The 16,815-nt window shown below is 73.3% G+C and carries 15 protein-coding genes; 8 read left to right on the plus strand and 7 right to left on the minus strand.

From position 1 onward, the window contains the following. Nucleotides 1-27: 27 nt before the first annotated feature. Nucleotides 28-783, minus strand: coding sequence for an SIS domain-containing protein (locus ACFV20_RS24280; RefSeq protein WP_385659640.1), 756 nt, complete (start codon nucleotides 781-783; stop codon nucleotides 28-30). Between the two features lie 271 nt (nucleotides 784-1,054). Here ACFV20_RS24280 and ACFV20_RS24285 point away from each other — a divergent pair, with 271 nt between their 5' ends. Together ACFV20_RS24285 and ACFV20_RS24290 are read left to right on the plus strand one after the other, a co-directional pair. Continuing rightward, nucleotides 1,055-1,747, plus strand: a complete 693-nt coding sequence (locus ACFV20_RS24285; RefSeq protein WP_020276329.1) for a metal-dependent transcriptional regulator — start codon at nucleotides 1,055-1,057, stop codon at nucleotides 1,745-1,747. A 605-nt stretch (nucleotides 1,748-2,352) separates the two neighbouring features. Beyond that, nucleotides 2,353-3,309, plus strand: a complete 957-nt coding sequence (locus tag ACFV20_RS24290) for an alpha/beta fold hydrolase (RefSeq protein ID WP_385659643.1) — start codon at nucleotides 2,353-2,355, stop codon at nucleotides 3,307-3,309. A 23-nt stretch (nucleotides 3,310-3,332) separates the two neighbouring features. Here ACFV20_RS24290 and ACFV20_RS24295 read toward each other — a convergent pair whose 3' ends face one another. The 3 genes from ACFV20_RS24295 to ACFV20_RS24305 all read right to left on the minus strand — a co-directional run bounded on the left by ACFV20_RS24295 (nucleotide 3,333) and on the right by ACFV20_RS24305 (nucleotide 6,510). Then, entirely contained in the window at nucleotides 3,333-4,925 is a 1,593-nt protein-coding gene (locus ACFV20_RS24295) for a transporter (RefSeq protein WP_385659645.1), read from the minus strand. Further along, nucleotides 4,922-5,713 (minus strand): ABC transporter ATP-binding protein, encoded by a 792-nt coding sequence (locus ACFV20_RS24300; protein WP_385659647.1) that lies wholly within the window; start codon nucleotides 5,711-5,713, stop codon nucleotides 4,922-4,924. The genes ACFV20_RS24295 and ACFV20_RS24300 overlap by 4 nt, the downstream gene beginning before the upstream one ends. A gap of 134 nt (nucleotides 5,714-5,847) precedes the next feature. Then, complete coding sequence (locus tag ACFV20_RS24305) at nucleotides 5,848-6,510, minus strand: bifunctional DNA primase/polymerase (RefSeq protein ID WP_097217294.1); 663 nt, start codon at nucleotides 6,508-6,510, stop codon at nucleotides 5,848-5,850. Nucleotides 6,511-6,816: 306 nt separating this feature from the next. Between ACFV20_RS24305 and ACFV20_RS24310 the strand changes: the two genes are divergently transcribed. Together ACFV20_RS24310 and ACFV20_RS24315 are read left to right on the plus strand one after the other, a co-directional pair. Next, complete coding sequence (locus ACFV20_RS24310) at nucleotides 6,817-8,202, plus strand: transcriptional regulator (protein ID WP_385659648.1); 1,386 nt, start codon at nucleotides 6,817-6,819, stop codon at nucleotides 8,200-8,202. A 201-nt stretch (nucleotides 8,203-8,403) separates the two neighbouring features. Then, nucleotides 8,404-10,224 (plus strand): hypothetical protein, encoded by a 1,821-nt coding sequence (locus tag ACFV20_RS24315; protein WP_385659650.1) that lies wholly within the window; start codon nucleotides 8,404-8,406, stop codon nucleotides 10,222-10,224. 40 nt (nucleotides 10,225-10,264) lie between these two features. On the opposite strand, the gene ACFV20_RS24320 is transcribed toward ACFV20_RS24315, so the two are convergent. Beyond that, complete coding sequence (locus tag ACFV20_RS24320; RefSeq protein WP_385659652.1) at nucleotides 10,265-11,578, minus strand: ABC transporter substrate-binding protein; 1,314 nt, start codon at nucleotides 11,576-11,578, stop codon at nucleotides 10,265-10,267. A 117-nt stretch (nucleotides 11,579-11,695) separates the two neighbouring features. On the opposite strand from ACFV20_RS24320, the gene ACFV20_RS24325 reads away from it, so the two are divergent. Both ACFV20_RS24325 and purU read left to right on the plus strand, forming a co-directional pair. Then, complete coding sequence (locus ACFV20_RS24325) at nucleotides 11,696-12,196, plus strand: hypothetical protein (RefSeq protein WP_385659654.1); 501 nt, start codon at nucleotides 11,696-11,698, stop codon at nucleotides 12,194-12,196. Between the two features lie 73 nt (nucleotides 12,197-12,269). Further along, a complete protein-coding gene (gene purU / locus ACFV20_RS24330; RefSeq protein WP_385659656.1) occupies nucleotides 12,270-13,151 on the plus strand; it encodes a formyltetrahydrofolate deformylase in 882 nt (293 codons plus the stop codon). Between the two features lie 79 nt (nucleotides 13,152-13,230). Here purU and ACFV20_RS24335 read toward each other — a convergent pair whose 3' ends face one another. Further along, entirely contained in the window at nucleotides 13,231-14,616 is a 1,386-nt protein-coding gene (locus ACFV20_RS24335) for a zf-HC2 domain-containing protein (RefSeq protein ID WP_385659741.1), read from the minus strand. A gap of 125 nt (nucleotides 14,617-14,741) precedes the next feature. Then, entirely contained in the window at nucleotides 14,742-15,323 is a 582-nt protein-coding gene (locus ACFV20_RS24340) for a sigma-70 family RNA polymerase sigma factor (RefSeq protein WP_385659658.1), read from the minus strand. Between the two features lie 362 nt (nucleotides 15,324-15,685). On the opposite strand from ACFV20_RS24340, the gene ACFV20_RS24345 reads away from it, so the two are divergent. After that, nucleotides 15,686-16,066, plus strand: a complete 381-nt coding sequence (locus tag ACFV20_RS24345) for an STAS domain-containing protein (protein WP_385659659.1) — start codon at nucleotides 15,686-15,688, stop codon at nucleotides 16,064-16,066. A gap of 168 nt (nucleotides 16,067-16,234) precedes the next feature. Continuing rightward, the gene (locus ACFV20_RS24350; protein ID WP_385659661.1) at nucleotides 16,235-16,747 is read left to right on the plus strand and encodes an EF-hand domain-containing protein; all 513 of its coding nucleotides are present in this window, start codon (nucleotides 16,235-16,237) and stop codon (nucleotides 16,745-16,747) included. The last annotated feature ends 68 nt before the right edge of the window (nucleotides 16,748-16,815 follow it).

The following is a 16,815-nucleotide window of genomic DNA, read 5'->3' on the forward strand; positions in this document are numbered from 1 at the left end:
GGCGGCGTACCGGCGGCCGTGCCGGTCTCAGTGCCGGTAGAAGATCCGGTCGCGGTACTGCTCCATGACGCGGGCGTTCCAGTCGTGGCCGCCGTCCACGTTGCCGGAGCGCAGGAGGGGCGGTTCGACGCCCCGGTCGGCGAGGGTGGTGGCGGTCGTCGCCATGACGGCCTGGAGGAGGGCCGTGGTGACGACCGTCGAGGCCGGGGCGAAGGGGGCCGGGATGTCGTCGTGGGTGAGGGTCGCGTCGCCGACCGCGATCCCCGAGTCGAGGACGAGGTCGCAGTGGTCCTTGAGGTACGTCCCGGAGGAGTGCCGGGACTTCGTCTCGCAGGCGTAGGCGACCGAGGTCACGCCGATGACCTTCACGCCGAGGGCGCGTGCGCTCATGGCCATCTCCACGGGCAGCGCGTTGCGCCCCGACAGGGAGATGATCAGCAGGGCGTCGCCCGCGCGCAGCGGCGAGCTGTCGAGGACGGCGCTCGCGAGGCCGTCGACGCGTTCCAGTGCGGAGCCGAGCGGTGCGGGCATCACGTCGACGCCGACGACACCGGGCACGACGAGCAGGTTCATCAGGGCGAGGCCGCCGGCGCGGTAGACCAGGTCCTGCGCGGCGAGCGAGGAGTGCCCGGCGCCGAAGGCGAAGAGCCGGCCGCCGTCCGCGACCGTGTCGGCGAGGAGCGTCCCGGCCGCGGTGATGCTGTCGGTCTCCTCGTCGCGCAGCCGCTGCAACAGGCCGATGGCGGCGTCGAGGAACGGGCCGGCCGGCGCGCGGTCGCTCATACGGGGTCCCTTCGGGCAGGCCTGGGCGGCGGGTGTCGCGCATCACGGTGCGGTCTGGACCAGTGCGGTGTCAATACGGCCGTGGGCACCGCGCGCCGAGCGCCTGAAGACCCCCGAAGGAGAAGTCCGTACCCTTGCGCGCGGCCGGGTAATCCTCCGCTTCGCCTCCCACGGCACGGTTGTCGGTGGTATCCGGCAGAATTGGGTTCAGGGCCAGCGCACACGCCGGTGAGCCGTCCAGCCTCCGGCAGATCTCATTCGAGGGGCACGTATGTCCGGACTGATCGACACCACGGAGATGTATCTCCGCACCATCCTCGAGCTGGAGGAAGAGGGTGTGGTCCCCATGCGCGCCCGTATCGCCGAGCGGCTGGACCAGAGCGGGCCGACCGTGAGCCAGACCGTGGCGCGCATGGAGCGCGACGGTCTGGTGTCCGTGGCGAGCGACCGGCATCTGGAGCTGACCGACGAGGGCCGCCGGCTGGCGACGCGCGTGATGCGCAAGCACCGCCTCGCCGAGTGTCTGCTCGTCGACGTGATCGGTCTGGAGTGGGAGCAGGTCCACGCGGAGGCGTGCCGCTGGGAGCACGTGATGAGCGAGGCCGTGGAGCGCCGCGTCCTGGAGCTGCTGCGGCATCCGACGGAGTCGCCGTACGGCAACCCGATCCCGGGTCTGGAGGAGCTCGGCGAGAAGGACGGCGCCGACCCGTTCCTGGACGAGGGCATGGTGTCGCTGGCCAGCCTCGCCCCGGGCGCCGAGGGCAAGACGGTCGTGGTGCGCCGGATCGGCGAGCCGATCCAGACGGACGCGCAGCTGATGTACACGCTGCGGCGGGCGGGCGTGCAGCCCGGCTCCGTGGTGAGCGTGACCGAGTCGGCGGGCGGGGTGCTGGTCGGCAGCGGCGGCGAGGCGGCCGAGCTGGAGTCGGACGTCGCCTCCCACGTGTTCGTCGCCAAGCCCTGAGCCCGGCCGCCCCGCCCGCGCACCGGGGCGGATGCCAACTCCCGCCGTAGGTGCGGTCGTTGTGGCGTCGGGGGGCTCTTGGCGTGATCCGGACCGAATCCGGTGTTCAGTCCTTCGAATGGCAGCGCGCGTCCGCTTCCCGTGCGAGGCTGTCGCGTGAGGCATATGACCTGAGGGCTCTGGGCCGCGGCTCGACCGTGAGGCCGCCCGGCCGGGGAGGGGGCGGGACGATGTGCCGTGAGGACGCGGAGGGCCCCGGCGCCGTGCGGCGCCGGGGCCTGTCCTCCCCTGTGCTGACCCGGAGCCCCGAGCTCTCAGGGTCATTCCCCGCGGACCGGTTTCCCCGAGCGGTCCGCCCCCCGCTGAAGATCTCCCCTCGGCAGCGGCGATCAATCCCCGGGGGTGGTCACTCGAACGAGGGGTGTTGTCCGCGAGAACCCCATCCTCGAAAGCGCATTCGATAGTCTGCGAGCGGCGCACGGCACAGGTGCACCGACGCGTACGGCAACCAGCACGGCAGAAGGCACAGCAGGCAGAACACGGTTCACAGGACCGGCCGGCTCGAAGGGCCGCGGTCCGCGCGAAGCTTTTGGGGGGTGCCAGACATGGCGCGACGCATCGACGTGACCGGGACGGGCGGCGTACGCCTGGCGGCCTGGGAGTTCGGCGACCCGCCCAAGACCGACCCGGCGCAGGACGGCCAGGGGGCGCACGACGGGCACACCGCGCCGGAGGGCTCGCCGGGCGTGCTGTTACTGCACGGCCTCATGGGCCGCGCCTCGCACTGGGCGTCCACCGCCCGCTGGCTGTCCGCGCGCTACCGCGCGGTCGCCCTCGACCAGCGCGGCCACGGCCGCAGCGACAAACCCCCGCAGGGCGCCTTCACCCGGGACGCCTACGTCGACGACGCCGAGGCCGCCCTGGAGGAGCTCGGCCTCGCCCCGGTCGTCCTCATCGGCCACGCCATGGGCGCGCTGACCGCCTGGCAGCTCGCCGCCAAGCGCCCCGACCTGGTCCGCGGGCTGATCATCTGCGACATGCGGGCCTCCGCGCTCGGAGCCGCCTCGCAGCGCGAGTGGAGTCAGTGGTTCGCGTCCTGGCCCCTGCCCTTCGCCACGCTCGCCGACGTCCGCAAGTGGTTCGGCGAGGACGACCCCTGGGTGGAGCGGCCCAATCCGGCCCGCGGCGAGTTCTACGCCGAGGTGATGGCCGAGTCGCCGGACGGCTGGCGCCCGGTCTTCGAGCCGGAGCAGATGCTCCGCTCCCGCGAGACGTGGGTGTACGACGCGCACTGGGAGGAGCTGGCCCAGGTCCGCTGCCCCGCCCTGGTCGTGCGCGGTCTGGACGGCGAACTGGGCCGCGCCGAGGCCCAGGAGATGGTCCGCGTCCTGCCCCGCGGCCAGTACGCGGAGGTCGCCGACGCGGGGCACCTGGTGCACTACGACCAGCCGGAGGCCTGGCGCGCCGCCATCGAGCCGTTCCTGGACTCGCTGGACTCGCTGAGCGACCGCGACCGCGACCGCGACAGCGGCGGCGGCGGAAACGGCGCGCGCGACAGCTGAGGGCCGCGCACCGGTCGGCGGGGTCACCCCTTGCTGACCGCCGCCAGGATCTCCGGCAGCCGCCGGGCCGTTTGCGGAGCGGCCAGTTTCAGCCCCGCCGCCGTGAGCGCCGCCCCGTACGCCGTGCCCACCGGCAACAGCAGCCACGCCCGGTCGCCGCCGTCGGCGCTCACGTTCAGCCAGATCGTGAGCGCGATGACGGGCGCGCACAGCAGCGCCGCCGACATCATCCCGCCGAAGATGGAGATCCAGGCGAGCCCGGTCTGGCCGGGGGCGACGTTCTTGTAGCCCTCCTGCGGGATGGAGTAGGGGAAGCGGGCGGAGGTCCACGCCCCGGTCGCGAGCATCGCGCCGAGCAGCGCGAAGGACAGCCCCAGCGCCTCCGGCAGCCGCCGCCAGTCGCCCAGCACGGCCGTCGTCACCACCGTCACGAGCGTGGCGTACGGCAGAGTGATCAGCAGCAGGGCGTACGCCCGGGCCCGCAGCTCGACGTAGGCGTCCCGGGACGAGGAGATCGTCATCGCGACCATCCAGAAGGCCGAGGTGTCCTGCCCGAACTGGTTGTACATCTGGATGCCGAGCATCCCGGCGGCGAAACACGCGAAGTACACCGACCCGGTGCCCTGCCAGGCGTTGAACACCGGCACGATCAGCCCGATGGCCAGCGAGGTCACCCAGGCGGCCTTGGTCTTGGGGTCGCGCCACACGTACCGCAGGCTGCGCTCCATGACCGTGCCCGTGCGGCCCGCGGGCAGCAGCCGTCCCAGCCCGGTCGACGACCGCTCCTTGGCGGCCGACTCCGCGCTCGGCAGGGTCGACCCGTCGGGCGAGGTCATCAGCCGGGTCAGATGCCGCGACCAGAGGGCGAGCAGCGCCACCAGCGCACCGGCGGTCAGCGCCAGCTGCGCGACGGCGAGCCCGTAACGGCCCTCGGACACCGCGTGCACGGCCCCGACCGCGGACGCCGGCGGCACCCACTGCAGGACGTGTGCCGGCGCGTCGAGTTCACCCAGCCCCGACTGCCCGAGCCGCTGGGCGCCGAAGTTGACGACCTGCGCCCCGATCGCGATCACGAGCCCGCTGAGCACCGCCAGGTCCCGCCCCTTGCGGCTGGTCAGCAGCCGTACGTTGGCGGCGGCGACGGCCCGCGCGAGGGCCACGCACACCAGCAGGGCCAGCGCCACGGCCACCACGCCCACCACGAACGCGGCCCCGCCCCGCGCCACCGCGATCACGGAACCGGCCAGCAGGCACAGCGTGAACAACGGCCCGATGCCCACCAGCGAAGCCGTCAGCAGCGCCCGGACCAGCGGCCGGGGCCGCAGCGGCAGCATCACCAGCCGGGTCGGGTCGAGGGTCTCGTCACCGCTGGGGAAGAACAGCGGCATCACCGCCCACCCGAGCCCCAGCACCGCCACGGCGAGCACCACCACCGACTCGGCGTGCGCGTGCCCGCGCAGCGCGATCAGCCCGATCAGCTGGAGCGCGGCGAACAGCAGCGCGAAGACGGCCGAGGTGATGTACGCGGCCTTGCGCCCGCCGGACTGCCGCAGCCCGTTGCGCAGCAGCGACAGCTTCAGCCGGACGAAGACGGGGGTGAGCGCGGGGGTGCTCACCGCGCCCCTCCGCCCAGCCAGTCGAGGTCGGAGCCGGCGTCCCGGCTCTGCGCGCCGACGAGTTCGAGGAACGCCCGCTGCAGCGAGGGCGCGTCCCCGCGCACCTCGGCAAGGGTGCCGGTGGCGCGGATCCGCCCCGCGGCCATCACCGCGACCCAGTCGCACAGCGACTCGACGAGCTCCATGACGTGGGAAGAGAACACGACCGTGGCGCCCGAGGCGGTGTACCGCTCCAGGACGCCCCGGATGGTCTGCGCGGAGACCGGGTCGACGCCCTCGAACGGCTCGTCCAGGAAGAGAACTTCGGGATTGTGGAGGAGCGCGGTGGCGAGCCCGATCTTCTTGCGCATGCCGGTCGAGTAGTCGACGACCAGCTTGTGCTGGGCCCCGGCCAGGTCGAGGACGTCCAGCAGCTGGGTGGCCCGCTTGTCGACCTCGGCACCGGGCAGTCCGCGCAACCGCCCGTTGTAGGCCAGCAGTTCCCGCCCCGACAGCCGCTCGAACAGCCGCAGCCCCTCCGGCAGCACCCCGATCCGGGCCTTCACCTCGACGGGGTCCCGCCACACGTCGTGCCCGACCACCTCGACGGTCCCCTGGTCGGGGCGCAGCAGCCCGGTCACCATCGACAAGGTGGTGGTCTTCCCGGCCCCGTTCGGCCCGACGAGCCCGATGAACTTGCCCGCGGGCAACTCGAGATCGACCCCGGCAACAGCGACCTGCTGCCCGAACCGCTTCCAGAGCCCCCGCACACGCACAGCGCTGGATCCCACCGCGCCTCCCTCCGTCACCGTGCACCCTACGGTTTCGGTGATGCCTCGGGGGTGCGGGGCTGTACCCGCTATGCGGCTCCGCCGCGTGGGCGTGATCAACCACGGACGGCCCGCAGTCGCCACACAACGCGAAGGGGCAGACGAATGGGCGCCTACCGATCCCTGCCGCACGCATAGGCCAACGGCGAGATCAACTCCTCCGCGTCCGGCAGCCACCGATTCGCCGGGGTCGGCCGGCAGGCCCACTGCACGGCCCCGCGGGACCCGAACCGCGTGGGCGGCGCGGCCACGTACGCCCCCTCACCCAGCACCGTCAGATCCAGCGACGACACCGACCACCCCAGCTTCCGCACCAGGTCGGGCACCTTCACCCCGGCCCCCGGCAGCACGAAGAACTCCATCCGCCGGTCCGGTGTGAGCGTCACCGGCCCGAGCGTCAGCTCCATCCGCTCCATCCGCGCCAGCGCCAGGAACCCGGCCGTCTCCGGCACGGAGATCGCGTCGAACGTCCGCCCTGTCGGCAGCAGGATCGACGCCGTCGGCTGCTTCTGCCACATGCGCCGCGCGACCGTCGCACTGCCCGTCGCCTGCGTCGCCCAGTCCGGACGCGCCGGGTGCGACCCGGGCGCCGGACACGCCGCGTCACCGCAGGAGCAGCGCTGGCTGCCGTCGACGGCTTCCAGCCAGGTGCCGGGGAACACGTCCCAGTGGCGCTCCTCGGCGTAGCGGACGGCGGTCTCCAGCAGCGATTCCCCGCGCTGCTTCGGGATCTGAGCGGCTTCGGTGCCGGCGATCGTCTCTTCCACGATGAACACAACTCTGGTCGTCACCAGGGGTTACGCCCGCCCGCGTGCGCGGGGGAGAGCATCGCCCCTGTTCCCGGGGCGCATGGGTGCATGTGCGGGGGCGCGCAGGAGGAACGGTGGCCGGGGCTGGGTAGCCACGAGTGGGGCCGGCACCAGCCGTTACCCCGGCATTCCTCACATGCCTCGCATTTTCGCCTGGTCGGCGGGGCATTGATCTTCACGGCCGGATCTTTTCGCCGGGACGTGAGGGGTTCGGCCGCGGAAGACACGTCAACTCGGTGCGTGGGCAGGCACCGCAGCCTCAGGGGGTACGCCATGGCCGCAAGGCCGCTCGTCGCCCGGCAGCCGAACGAACGGCTCCAGGCGCTCATCCAGGAAGCCGGATGCTCCAACGCGGGCCTGGCCCGCCGGGTCAACATGTGCGGAGCCGAGCACGGCCTCGACCTGCGCTACGACAAGACGTCGGTGGCGCGCTGGCTGCGCGGACAGCAGCCGCGGGGCCGCGCACCGGCGATCATCGCCGAGGCCCTGGGCCGCAAGCTCGGCCGCACGGTCACGATCGACGAGATCGGGATGGCCAACGGCAAGAACCTCGCCTCGGGCGTGGGCCTCCAGTTCTCGCCGACGGTACTGGGCGCCATCGAGCAGGTCTGCGAGCTGTGGCGCAGCGACGTGGGGCGGCGGGACTTCCTGTCCGGCTCCTCCGTCGCCTCGTCGGCGCTGGTCGAGCCCAGCCGGGACTGGCTGATCTCCGCGCCCGACGCGCAGGTGTCGCGCTCGGCCGGGCCGCGGGTCGGGCAGTCCGACGTACAGGCCGTGCAGGCCATGACGCAGGCGCTGGTGGACCTCGACCACCAGTACGGCAGCGGGCATGTGCGGCCGGTGGTCGTGCACTACCTCAACAGCGTGGTCTCGGGACTGCTGGCGGGGTCGTACCGGGAGGCGGTCGGGCGGGACCTGTTCGCCGCCGTGGCCCGGCTGACGGAGCTCGCCGGGTACATGGCCGTCGACACCGGGCAGCCCGGCCTGGCCCAGCGCTACTACATCCAGGCGCTGCGGCTGGCGCAGGCCGCCGGGGACCGCGGCTACGGCGGGTACGTCCTCGCGGCGTCCATGAGCCATCTCGCCGCGCAGCTCGGAAACCCGCGGGAGATCGCGCAGTTGGCGCGGGCGGCGCAGGAGGGGGCGCGCGGGCGCGTGTCGCCGCGGGCGGAGTCGATGTTCCTCGCGGCGGAGGCGCGCGGGCACGCCCTCATGGGCGACGTGCGCGCCGCGCATTCCTCGGCGGGGCGCGCGGTGAGCGCCCTGGAGGCGGCCGACCCGGCCGCCGGTGACGACCCGGTGTGGATCGCGCACTTCGACGAGGCCTATCTGGCCGACGAGTTGGCCCACTGCCACCGGGACCTCGGTCAGGCCGACGCGGCGGCCCGGTGCGCGCAGGAGTCGCTGGCCGGGCACCCCCGCACACGGGCGCGCCGCCGGGCCATCGGCTATGTGCTGCTCGCCACGGCACAGGTGCAGCAGCGTGAGATCGAGGAGGCGTGCAACACCGGCATGAAGGCCGTGGAGTTGCTGGAGGGGCTGCGCTCGAACCGGGGCGCCGAGTACCTGGAGGACTTCCAGCAGCGGCTGGAGCCGTACCGGGACGAGGCGGTGGTGCGGGAGTTCGGGGCGCGGCTCGACGTGCAGGCGGCGGCGTGAACACAGGGTCCGCGCATGCGTGAACGTCAGGGAAACGGCCGCCGGGTGCGAGGGAGGTGACGTGGGCGACATGCCGTGAGCCGCCGGTGTTACCGCGCTCACAGGGCGAGCGGTCGGGCCCTGTGCTGCGTGGCACGGGGCTCCGGGGACCCGGTAGCGTGACCCGACGATTCACAAGGTCCCCCATTAGTAGGAGTCCCGGTGACGCAGAGTGGACAGGGCGAGGAGCCCTCGGCGCGCCCCGCGCGCGAAGGCATCGTGCTGCCCTCGGACGGTGGCGAACCCCTGCTGCCGGGCATGACGGGCGGACCCGCCGACGCTCCCGGCCGCCGGCCCGCCCCGCCCTCGGCGGGCGAGCCGCAGGCGTCGGCCCCCGCGGAGGGCCAGACCTGGGGCCTGCCGTGGGGCCCCGACCAGCAGCAGACCCCGCCCCCGCCGCCGGGCCAGGGCTGGCAGTCCCCGCCCCAGCAGTGGGGTACGCCGGAGCAGCCCGCGTGGGACGCCCAGGCCCCGGGCGCCCTCCCCCCGGAGGGCGGCCAGGCCCCGGGCCCGGACGGTTACGCCTCGTACGGAACCCCGGGCGCGGGAGCCGCGCAGCAGCAGGGCGCGGACGCCTACCAGGGCGCACCGCAGCAGGGCACCGGCGGATACGGGGGCGCCCAGCAGCAGGGCGGTGACGCGTACGGGGGTGCCCCGCAGCAGGGCGGTGACGCGTACGGGGGTGCCCCGCAGCAGCAGGGCACCGGCGCCTATGGGGGTGCCCAGCAGCAGGGCGGCGACGCGTACGGGAGTGCCCCTCAGCAGCAGGGCGGCGACGCCTACGGGAGTGCCCCGCAGCAGTCGGGTGCCGATGCCTACGGGGGTGGCCTGCCGCCGGCCTCCGGGGCGTACGGGGCCCCGGCAGGGGGCGGGCCTCTGCCCGCGCCCGCGGACGAGGGCGCGACCCGGTACATACCGCCCGTCGCGGGCGACGCCGCCGCGGCCACGCAGTATCTGCCGCCCGTCGCTCCGGCCGCCGACGAGGGGGCGACCCAGTACATACCCCCGGTGGCCCCGGGGGCGCTGCCGCCCGAGATGCCCACCGGGGAGGACCCGGAGGCGACGCGGTTCCTCGGCACCGGGCCCCGGGCCGGCGCGGGGCCGCTGCCGCCGGCCTCGCATCCGGACGCCGAGGCGACGCAGTACATCCCACCGGTGCCCGGCGGCGACAAGCAGCCGCCCGCCGGCTTCGAGAACCTCTTCCGCGACGACCGGGGCGGCGAGAGCCCCGCCGGGGCCACGCAGCAGATGCCGCGCATCGAGCAGCCGCAGTCCCCGCCGCAGGCCCCCTACGGCGCTCCCCAGCCGTCCCACGCCCCGCCCGCCGGAGGCCGCTCGCGCGGGGGCCGCACCGGATCGCGCGTCCCCGTCATCGCCGCCGTCGGCATCGGCATCGCCGTCCTCGGTGTCGGCGCGGGCGCGCTGCTCGCCGGAGGCGGGGGCGGCGGTGACGACGACGGCGACGACAACAAGACCGTGGCCGCGTCCGCGCCCGCGTCGGACGACTCCGCCTCGCCGTCGGCCGACCCGGCCCGGGCCCAGGCGGTCGAGCTGGACAAGCTGCTCGCCGACAGCGGCAACAGCCGCAGCACGGTGATCAACGCGGTCGCCGACGTCAAGCGCTGCGACGACCTCCCCGGGGCCGCCAAGGACCTGCGTGACGCGGCCAAGCAGCGCACCTCGCTGGTGACCCGGCTCTCCGGCATCGAGGTCGACAAGCTGCCCGACCACGCCGCGCTGACCACCGCCCTCACCAAGGCCTGGCAGGCCTCCGCGTCGGCCGACAACCACTACGCGGCCTGGGCCGACCAGACGGCCGGCAAGAAGGGCTGCAAGAAGGGCCAGGCCCGCGCCACGGGCCAGACCCAGGCGGGCAACCGGGCCAGCGGCATCGCCAGCACGGAGAAGGCCAAGGCGGCCGGGCTGTGGAACGGCATCGCCAGGAAGTACGGCCTGACCGAGCGCCAGCCGACGCAGCTGTGACGGGGCGGTCCGCCCGGCGTGAACCACCGGGCGGGGACGCTCAGTAGTTCACGTCGGCGTTCTCCAGTGTCCTCGTCGTGTCGACGAAGCCCTTGCGGGCCGCGACGAGCCGCCCGTCCCGCACCACCTGAAGAGTCACGTTCGCGTTGACCAGGCGGGGGAAGCCCACCCCCGCGAGCTTGTCCTGGAAGCGCCACCGCAGCGTCGGGGTGAGCCCGCCCGTCTCGACCTCCAGACCGTCGTCCAGGGCCTCGGCCACCGTGTCGGCACTCACCTCACCGTCACCGAGCGACTCGACGACCTGCCGGAACACCGTGTAGGCGATCCACGTGGTCTGCACTCCGGCGTCCGCGGGGTCGATGCGGTTGTCGCCGAAGGCCTGCTCGCGGATCACCCGCTTCATCCCGTCCCAGCGCGGATCGGTCGCCACCGGGTACCAGCCGGTGATGTACGAGCCCTCGTAGGGCCCCGACGCCCCGCCGGTCGCGTCGATCACCGTCTGGTCGACGCTGCCCAGCACGGTGGCCGTCCGCACCTCGGGGTAGTCCTCGCGAGCCCGCCGGAACGAGTCCATGAAGGTGCCGTTGCGGTCCCCCAGCGCGGGCACCACGCACCCGTCGTCGGTCGCGCCGGCGGTGGTCGTGCGCAGGGCCCGGCCGGCCTGTCCGTCGTACTCGGTGGCGTCCTCCGCCGCGCGCTGGTCGGTCGAGGCCCGGTGCCCGCCCGCTTTCAGACCGGAGTCGAGCAGCGGGGGCAGCTGGTCGCCCGCGATGGTGTCGGGCCGGATCAGCGTGACGGGTCCGCAGTCGGCGAGGGCGCTGCCCAGACCGGCGAGCAGCGCGGGCTGCCCGCCGTTGACGGGGTAGGACAGGGGGCTGGTGAACTCGGCGTTGGTGATGCCGTAGCCGCCGATGTAGGGGATGCCCGCGCCCTCCAGCGAGGGGAAGAAGGAGTCCGCGTACTGGCTGTAGGAGCCGACGACCGCGGCCACGTTCTCCTTGACGGCGCGCCGGGCGCACTTCGCGGCGGCCACGCTGTCGTTGTGGTCGTTGCAGGTCAGCACGGTGAGCTTGCGGCCGTTGATGCCGCCGTTGGCGTTGATCCAGCGGGCGTAGGCGCGGGCGAAGGCGGGCATGCCGGGCTTGTTGGTGGCCTTGGTGTCCTGCGGGGCCCAGGTCATGACGGTGACGGTGTCGTCGTCCCCGACTCCCCCCGTGGTGCCGGGGACGACCCCGCATCCGGCGAGGAGCGACGCGCACGCGACCGCCGTGCCCGCGGTGAGGACGGCGCCTCTGGCGTGTCGGGTGAGGAGGCCGGGGAGGATGGTGCTGCGGGTGCGTCGCCTGCCGGTCATGCTTACGCACGATTCCGCCACACGACTAACCCATGCGTCATCTCTGGTCAACAATGAGTGACGCGCGGGTGAATTACGGGGGCCTGCGGGAACGACATGGAGGGGAACGTACGATCGATGACCGTGCAAGCTTCGGAGAACTCTTCCCGTCGTGGCCGTCGCTCCTCCACCATGGGCGGCATGCCTGTCAACGACATGCCGTGGTGGCGCTGGCGCAGCAACGTGCGCTCGGCGCTGCACATGCTCTCCGATCCCGGGTTCCAGCGGGACGTCTGGCTGGCCGGTGTGGACGGCTACGGCGACGTGACCGACGCGGTGTACCGGCTGGTCGAGGACACCTGGCTGGACCACTGGTCCGCCGAGAAGTACGTCGGCACGATCTTCCGGGACCCGCAGGAGGCGGCCCTCGTCGACACGGCGGTGCTGCGGGTGCTGCGGATCATGCACCAGGTCGGCCCCGACGCACCGGTCGCCGCGTACCTGGAGCACGAGGCGTGGCCGGAGGCGGTCCAGGCGGCCCGGGACGCGCACGTGCGGCTCGCCGCGAGCGACGGCGAGGAGCCGGACGCGGCGCCGCGCAGCCTGGACGTGCTGCGGCTCATGACGAGGTCCGCCTAGCGGTTCTCCCCGGCGAGGTCCGCCCTGCGGGACGATTGCCGGTGCTGTCGGTCCTTGTGGGAACCTGTCCTGCATGAACGAGCAGTCCACCAGCGCCGCGGTCCCGGCCGACCAGTACGTCCTCACCCTTTCCTGCCCTGACCGCAAGGGCATCGTGCACGCCGTGTCGAGCTACCTGTTCATGACCGGTTGCAACATCGAGGACAGTCAGCAGTTCGGCGACCACGACACGGGACTGTTCTTCATGCGGGTGCACTTCTCGGCGGACGCCCCGGTGACCGTGGAGAAGCTGCGGGCGAGCTTCGCGGCGATCGGTGACTCCTTCCAGATGGAGTGGCAGATCAACCGGGGCGACCAGAAGATGCGCATCCTGCTGATGGTCAGCAAGTTCGGGCACTGCCTGAACGACCTGCTGTTCCGGGCGCGGACCGGGGCGCTGCCGGTGGAGATCGCCGGAGTGGTGTCGAACCATACGGACTTCGCCGAGCTGGTGGGCTCGTACAACATCCCCTTCCACCACATTCCGGTGACGAAGGACACGAAGTCCGAGGCGGAGGGGCGGCTGCTCGACATCGTGCGCGAGGAGGGCGTCGAGCTGGTGGTGCTCGCCCGGTACATGCAGGTGCTGTCGGACGACCTGTGCAAGGCGCTGTCCGGGCGGATCATCAACATCCACCACTCGTTCCTGCCGAGCTTCAAGGGGGCGAAGCCGTATCACCAGGCTCACGCGCGGGGTGTGAAGCTGATCGGTGCGACGGCGCACTACGTGACGGCCGATCTCGACGAGGGGCCGATCATCGAGCAGGAGGTCGAGCGGGTCGGGCATGACGTGACGCCCGAGGGGCTGGTCGCGATCGGGCGGGATGTGGAGTGCCAGGCGCTGGCCCGGGCCGTGAAGTGGCATGCCGAGCGGAGGATTCTGCTCAATGGGCGGCGGACGGTGATTTTCGCCTAGGAGCCCGGGTCGTTCCGTTCGGGGGGCGGGTGCGGGTGGTGTGGGGTTGTTCGCGCAGTTCCCCGCGCCCCCGAGAACCTCACATCCTGCTCAGTGACGCCGCCGCGAACAGGACGTCTCTGATCGCCTGTTTGTCTCCCACTTGGCCCGCGGCCGCTTCCTGGGGAGGGACGTGGCCGGCGGCCAGGCGGCAGAACTCGACGCCGTCCAGGGCCACGTGGGCCACCTCGTGCTCGGCGGAGCCCTTCGCCGCGGGGGAGTCCAGCGGGATCAGCCACTCGCCGCCGCCGGAGCCCTCGATCTCCAGTCGGAGACTGCGGCCCGGTTCGCCGGCGGCGACCAGGTGGCGGTGGGGGGCCGGGGCGGCCAGACCGGCCCGGCGGCGCTCGGCCAGGGCCGTCGGCAGCATGCGGGCCGCCAGGTCGATCATGCGGTGCAGATGGCGTGGCGACGGCGGGTCGTAGGGGTAGTCGACGGCGTCGGCGATGTCCTCCGCGTGCACCCAGCACTCGAAGGCGCGGTCCAGCATCGCGTCGGGCAGCGGCAGTTCGAAGTCGCCGTACGGCACCGGCGTCCGCTCGGCGGCGCCGCCCGTGAAGGACACCGTGCGCACGAGGCTGTGGCTCTGCTCCCGCCAGGGCGCGCGGACGGACCGGGTGGGCGGGAAGTGGGAGGCGTGCCAGAACGCCTCGGTGCGGGCCGCCGGTGTCGGACGCCGGGCCGGGGTGTCGCCCAGCGGGTCGTCCAGACCGAGCGCGACCCCCACCAGTCCGTCGACGCTGAGCAGGTGCGCGATGACCCCGGCGACGGTCGTGCGGCGGCTCGTCGACTCGTCGGAGCGGAACCAGCGCAGCCGTACCGGCGCGTGCCACTCGGCGTCACCGAAGTCCTGCAGCAGCGCGTCCAGGCGCGCGGTCTCGGCGTCGTACGCGGCGGCCCACTCCGGTACCGGGACGCGCGGCGGGCGCCGCTCCAGGCAGGTGTCCAGGACGCGGGTGCGCAGCCCCGGGTCGAGGTCGAGGCTCTCGGGGCGTTGCAGCAGTCCGACCGCCTCGCGCAGCCGCCGGGCCTCGTCGGCGCAGGAGCCGCACGCGCCGAGGTGCTCCTCGACGGCCATGGCCTCCTCGGCCGTGCACGCGGCCAGCGCCCAGGCGCCCAGCAGGGCCTTCAGCACGGGGTGTGCGAAGACGGGCGGGGCGGGCGGCGGTGCGGTGTCGCCGGGGTCCGCCGACGCGGGCAGCGGCAGTCCGCTGTCCTCGACGGAGGCCCGGGGCGTGGGTATCCGCGGCGGACGCCCCCGTTCCGCGGGTCCCCCGGGCTCGACCCGGCCCTGCCCGTCGGAGCCGTCCGGCACCGGCTCGTCCGGCCGGCCGGAGCCGCCCGGGCCGAAGGAGGTGCCGTGTGCGCCCGCGCCGTTCGCACGCGGGGTGCCGCTCCCGTCCCGCACACGGTCCTCGTCCTCCATGTCGCCCTCGTCCCGGATGCCGTTCTCATCGCGCCGGACGCCGTTCTCATCGCGGTGGTCGGCCTGCTCCTCGTGGCCGTTCTCCCCCTCGTCGCCGTCGTACGCCTCGAAGCGGTCCGGGCCGTTCACACCGCACCCCCGTATCCGGGCGGGGCGCCCGGTGGTTCGGTGTCATGGGCGGTGGAGAGCAGTTGCAGGCCGAGCCGGAGGCGGCGGCGGGCCTCGTCCTCGGTGATGCCGAGGTCGGTGGCCGTCTGGCGGTAGTCGCGGCGCTGGAAGTAGGCCCGCTCCAGGGCCGAGCGCAGCGGGACCGGCATGGACTGGACGATGTAGTCGGCGCGGGCGGCGACCGAGGCGCGGCGCACCCTGCGCTCCAGTTCCTCCGCCGTGCCGCCGCCGTCCCGGGCGAGGGCGGCGGTCTCGGTGGCGCGCAGCCGCTGCACCGCGAGCCGGTGCGTCAGGGTCGCGACCCAGGTGCGCAACGGGCCCTGCCGGGGGTCGTAGGAGTCGGGATGCTCCCAGACGTGGGCGAAGACCTCACGGGTGATGCCGTCGGCGGCGCGCTCGTCGCCGAGCACGCGGTGGGCGAGGCCGTGCACGAGGGAGGCGAACCGGTCGTAGAGCTCGCCGAGGGCGGCCGCTTCGCCGCGGGCGAGCCGCTGCTGCATCGTGCGGTCCCAGCGGGGCGGTACGTCCTTTTTCGCCATGCGGCCCTCTCACCCCCTGCTCGTGTCCCGCGCCCGTGCTGTGTCCAGCCTGTGTCCGGCGTCTCCTCGAATGTAGTCGGCACGTCCGGTCGCGCACGCCCCTTTGTGGCAATGTGCGCCCCCTGACCGGCCGCAGGTGGTAGGGGGCCGCCCTCGCGCGCACCGGGTGCCTTTGGGCTCGCGCCTACCCCACCGACCCGCGAACAGGCCCGACTGATAAGGATCGAACAGGATCGAAGCCGAACAAAACAAGCCTCTTTCGCGGGGGATCCGTTTTCCGGGTTGCGTTTCAGGGAACCGCCGCTGGGCAGCCGCGCTGCAAGGAAGCGTAGGGTCTGCTTCCGGTTTGGCGATCGAAGGGCGTGGTGGTGACCTTCAAAGTGACCAGCGGCGAGCAGGGCGAATGGGCCGTGCTCCAGGTGTCGGGCGAGCTGGATCTGGTGACGTCACCGGTGCTGCGCCAGCGCGTGCACGACGTGGTGGCCGAAGGGCACCACGCTCTCGTCCTGGACCTGTCCGAGGTGTTCTTCTGCGACTCCAGCGGCGTCGGCGTGCTCATCGCGGCCCGCCGGCTGATCCGCTCGTGCCAGGGCCGGCTGCGCCTCGTGCTGCCCGCCCGCGGCGCGGCCGACGGGTCCCACGTCAACCGGGTGCTCGGCGCGCTGGGCGTCCGCAGGCTGTTCGACGTGTACGGCGATGTGGAGGCGGCCCTCGGCGACGAGGGCGAACCCCTGTCCGCGTGACGGCCCGATGACGCACGGTACGGCGGATGTCGCCGTTCCGGCACGCCGTTGTCCCGGAATTCCCCCGGTCTTGGCACAAGTGACGTTTTCCCGCGCCCGAACGGCGCCCCCCGTCGTACGCTCCGACCGAGACGTACCCCACCCGACGTAAGGCGGCCCGAGAGAGACATGGTCAGCAGCGAGTACGAGCGCAGGATCGCCGCCCGGTTCGCCACCTTCGACCAGGACGGCAACGGCTACATCGACCGCGAGGACTTCTACGGCGCGGCCAAGGCGCTGCTCACGGAGTTCGCCGTGGCGGCCCGGTCCGACAAGGGCCAGGCCCTGTACGGCGGTGCCGAGGCGTTCTGGCAGGGCATGGCCGGGATAGCGGACCGCGACGGCGACCAGCGCATCACGCGCGAGGAGTTCGTCAACGGCGCGGTCAAGCGCCTGCGTGACAACCCCGACCGGTTCGCCGAGATCGCCCGCCCCTTCCTGCACGCGGCCCTGGACGTCGCGGACACCGACGGCGACGGCGCGGCGACGGTCGAGGAGGCCGGACGCGTCCTGAAGTGCCTGGGCGTCCCCGAGGACGCCGCCGGACCGGCCGCCGCCGCGCTCGACACGGACGACGACGGCAAGGTCGGCGAGGCCGATGTCGTGCCCGCGTTCGCCCGCTACTTCACCGTGCCCGAGTAGGGCCACGCGACCGCGCCCTTGCCGGCGCCCCTGCGCCGTAGGGGTTGTTCACGGGCGGACAGCTGCGG

Origin of the sequence: Streptomyces sp. NPDC059696 (assembly GCF_042733745.1) — a bacterium.
Lineage (GTDB): Bacteria > Actinomycetota > Actinomycetes > Streptomycetales > Streptomycetaceae > Streptomyces.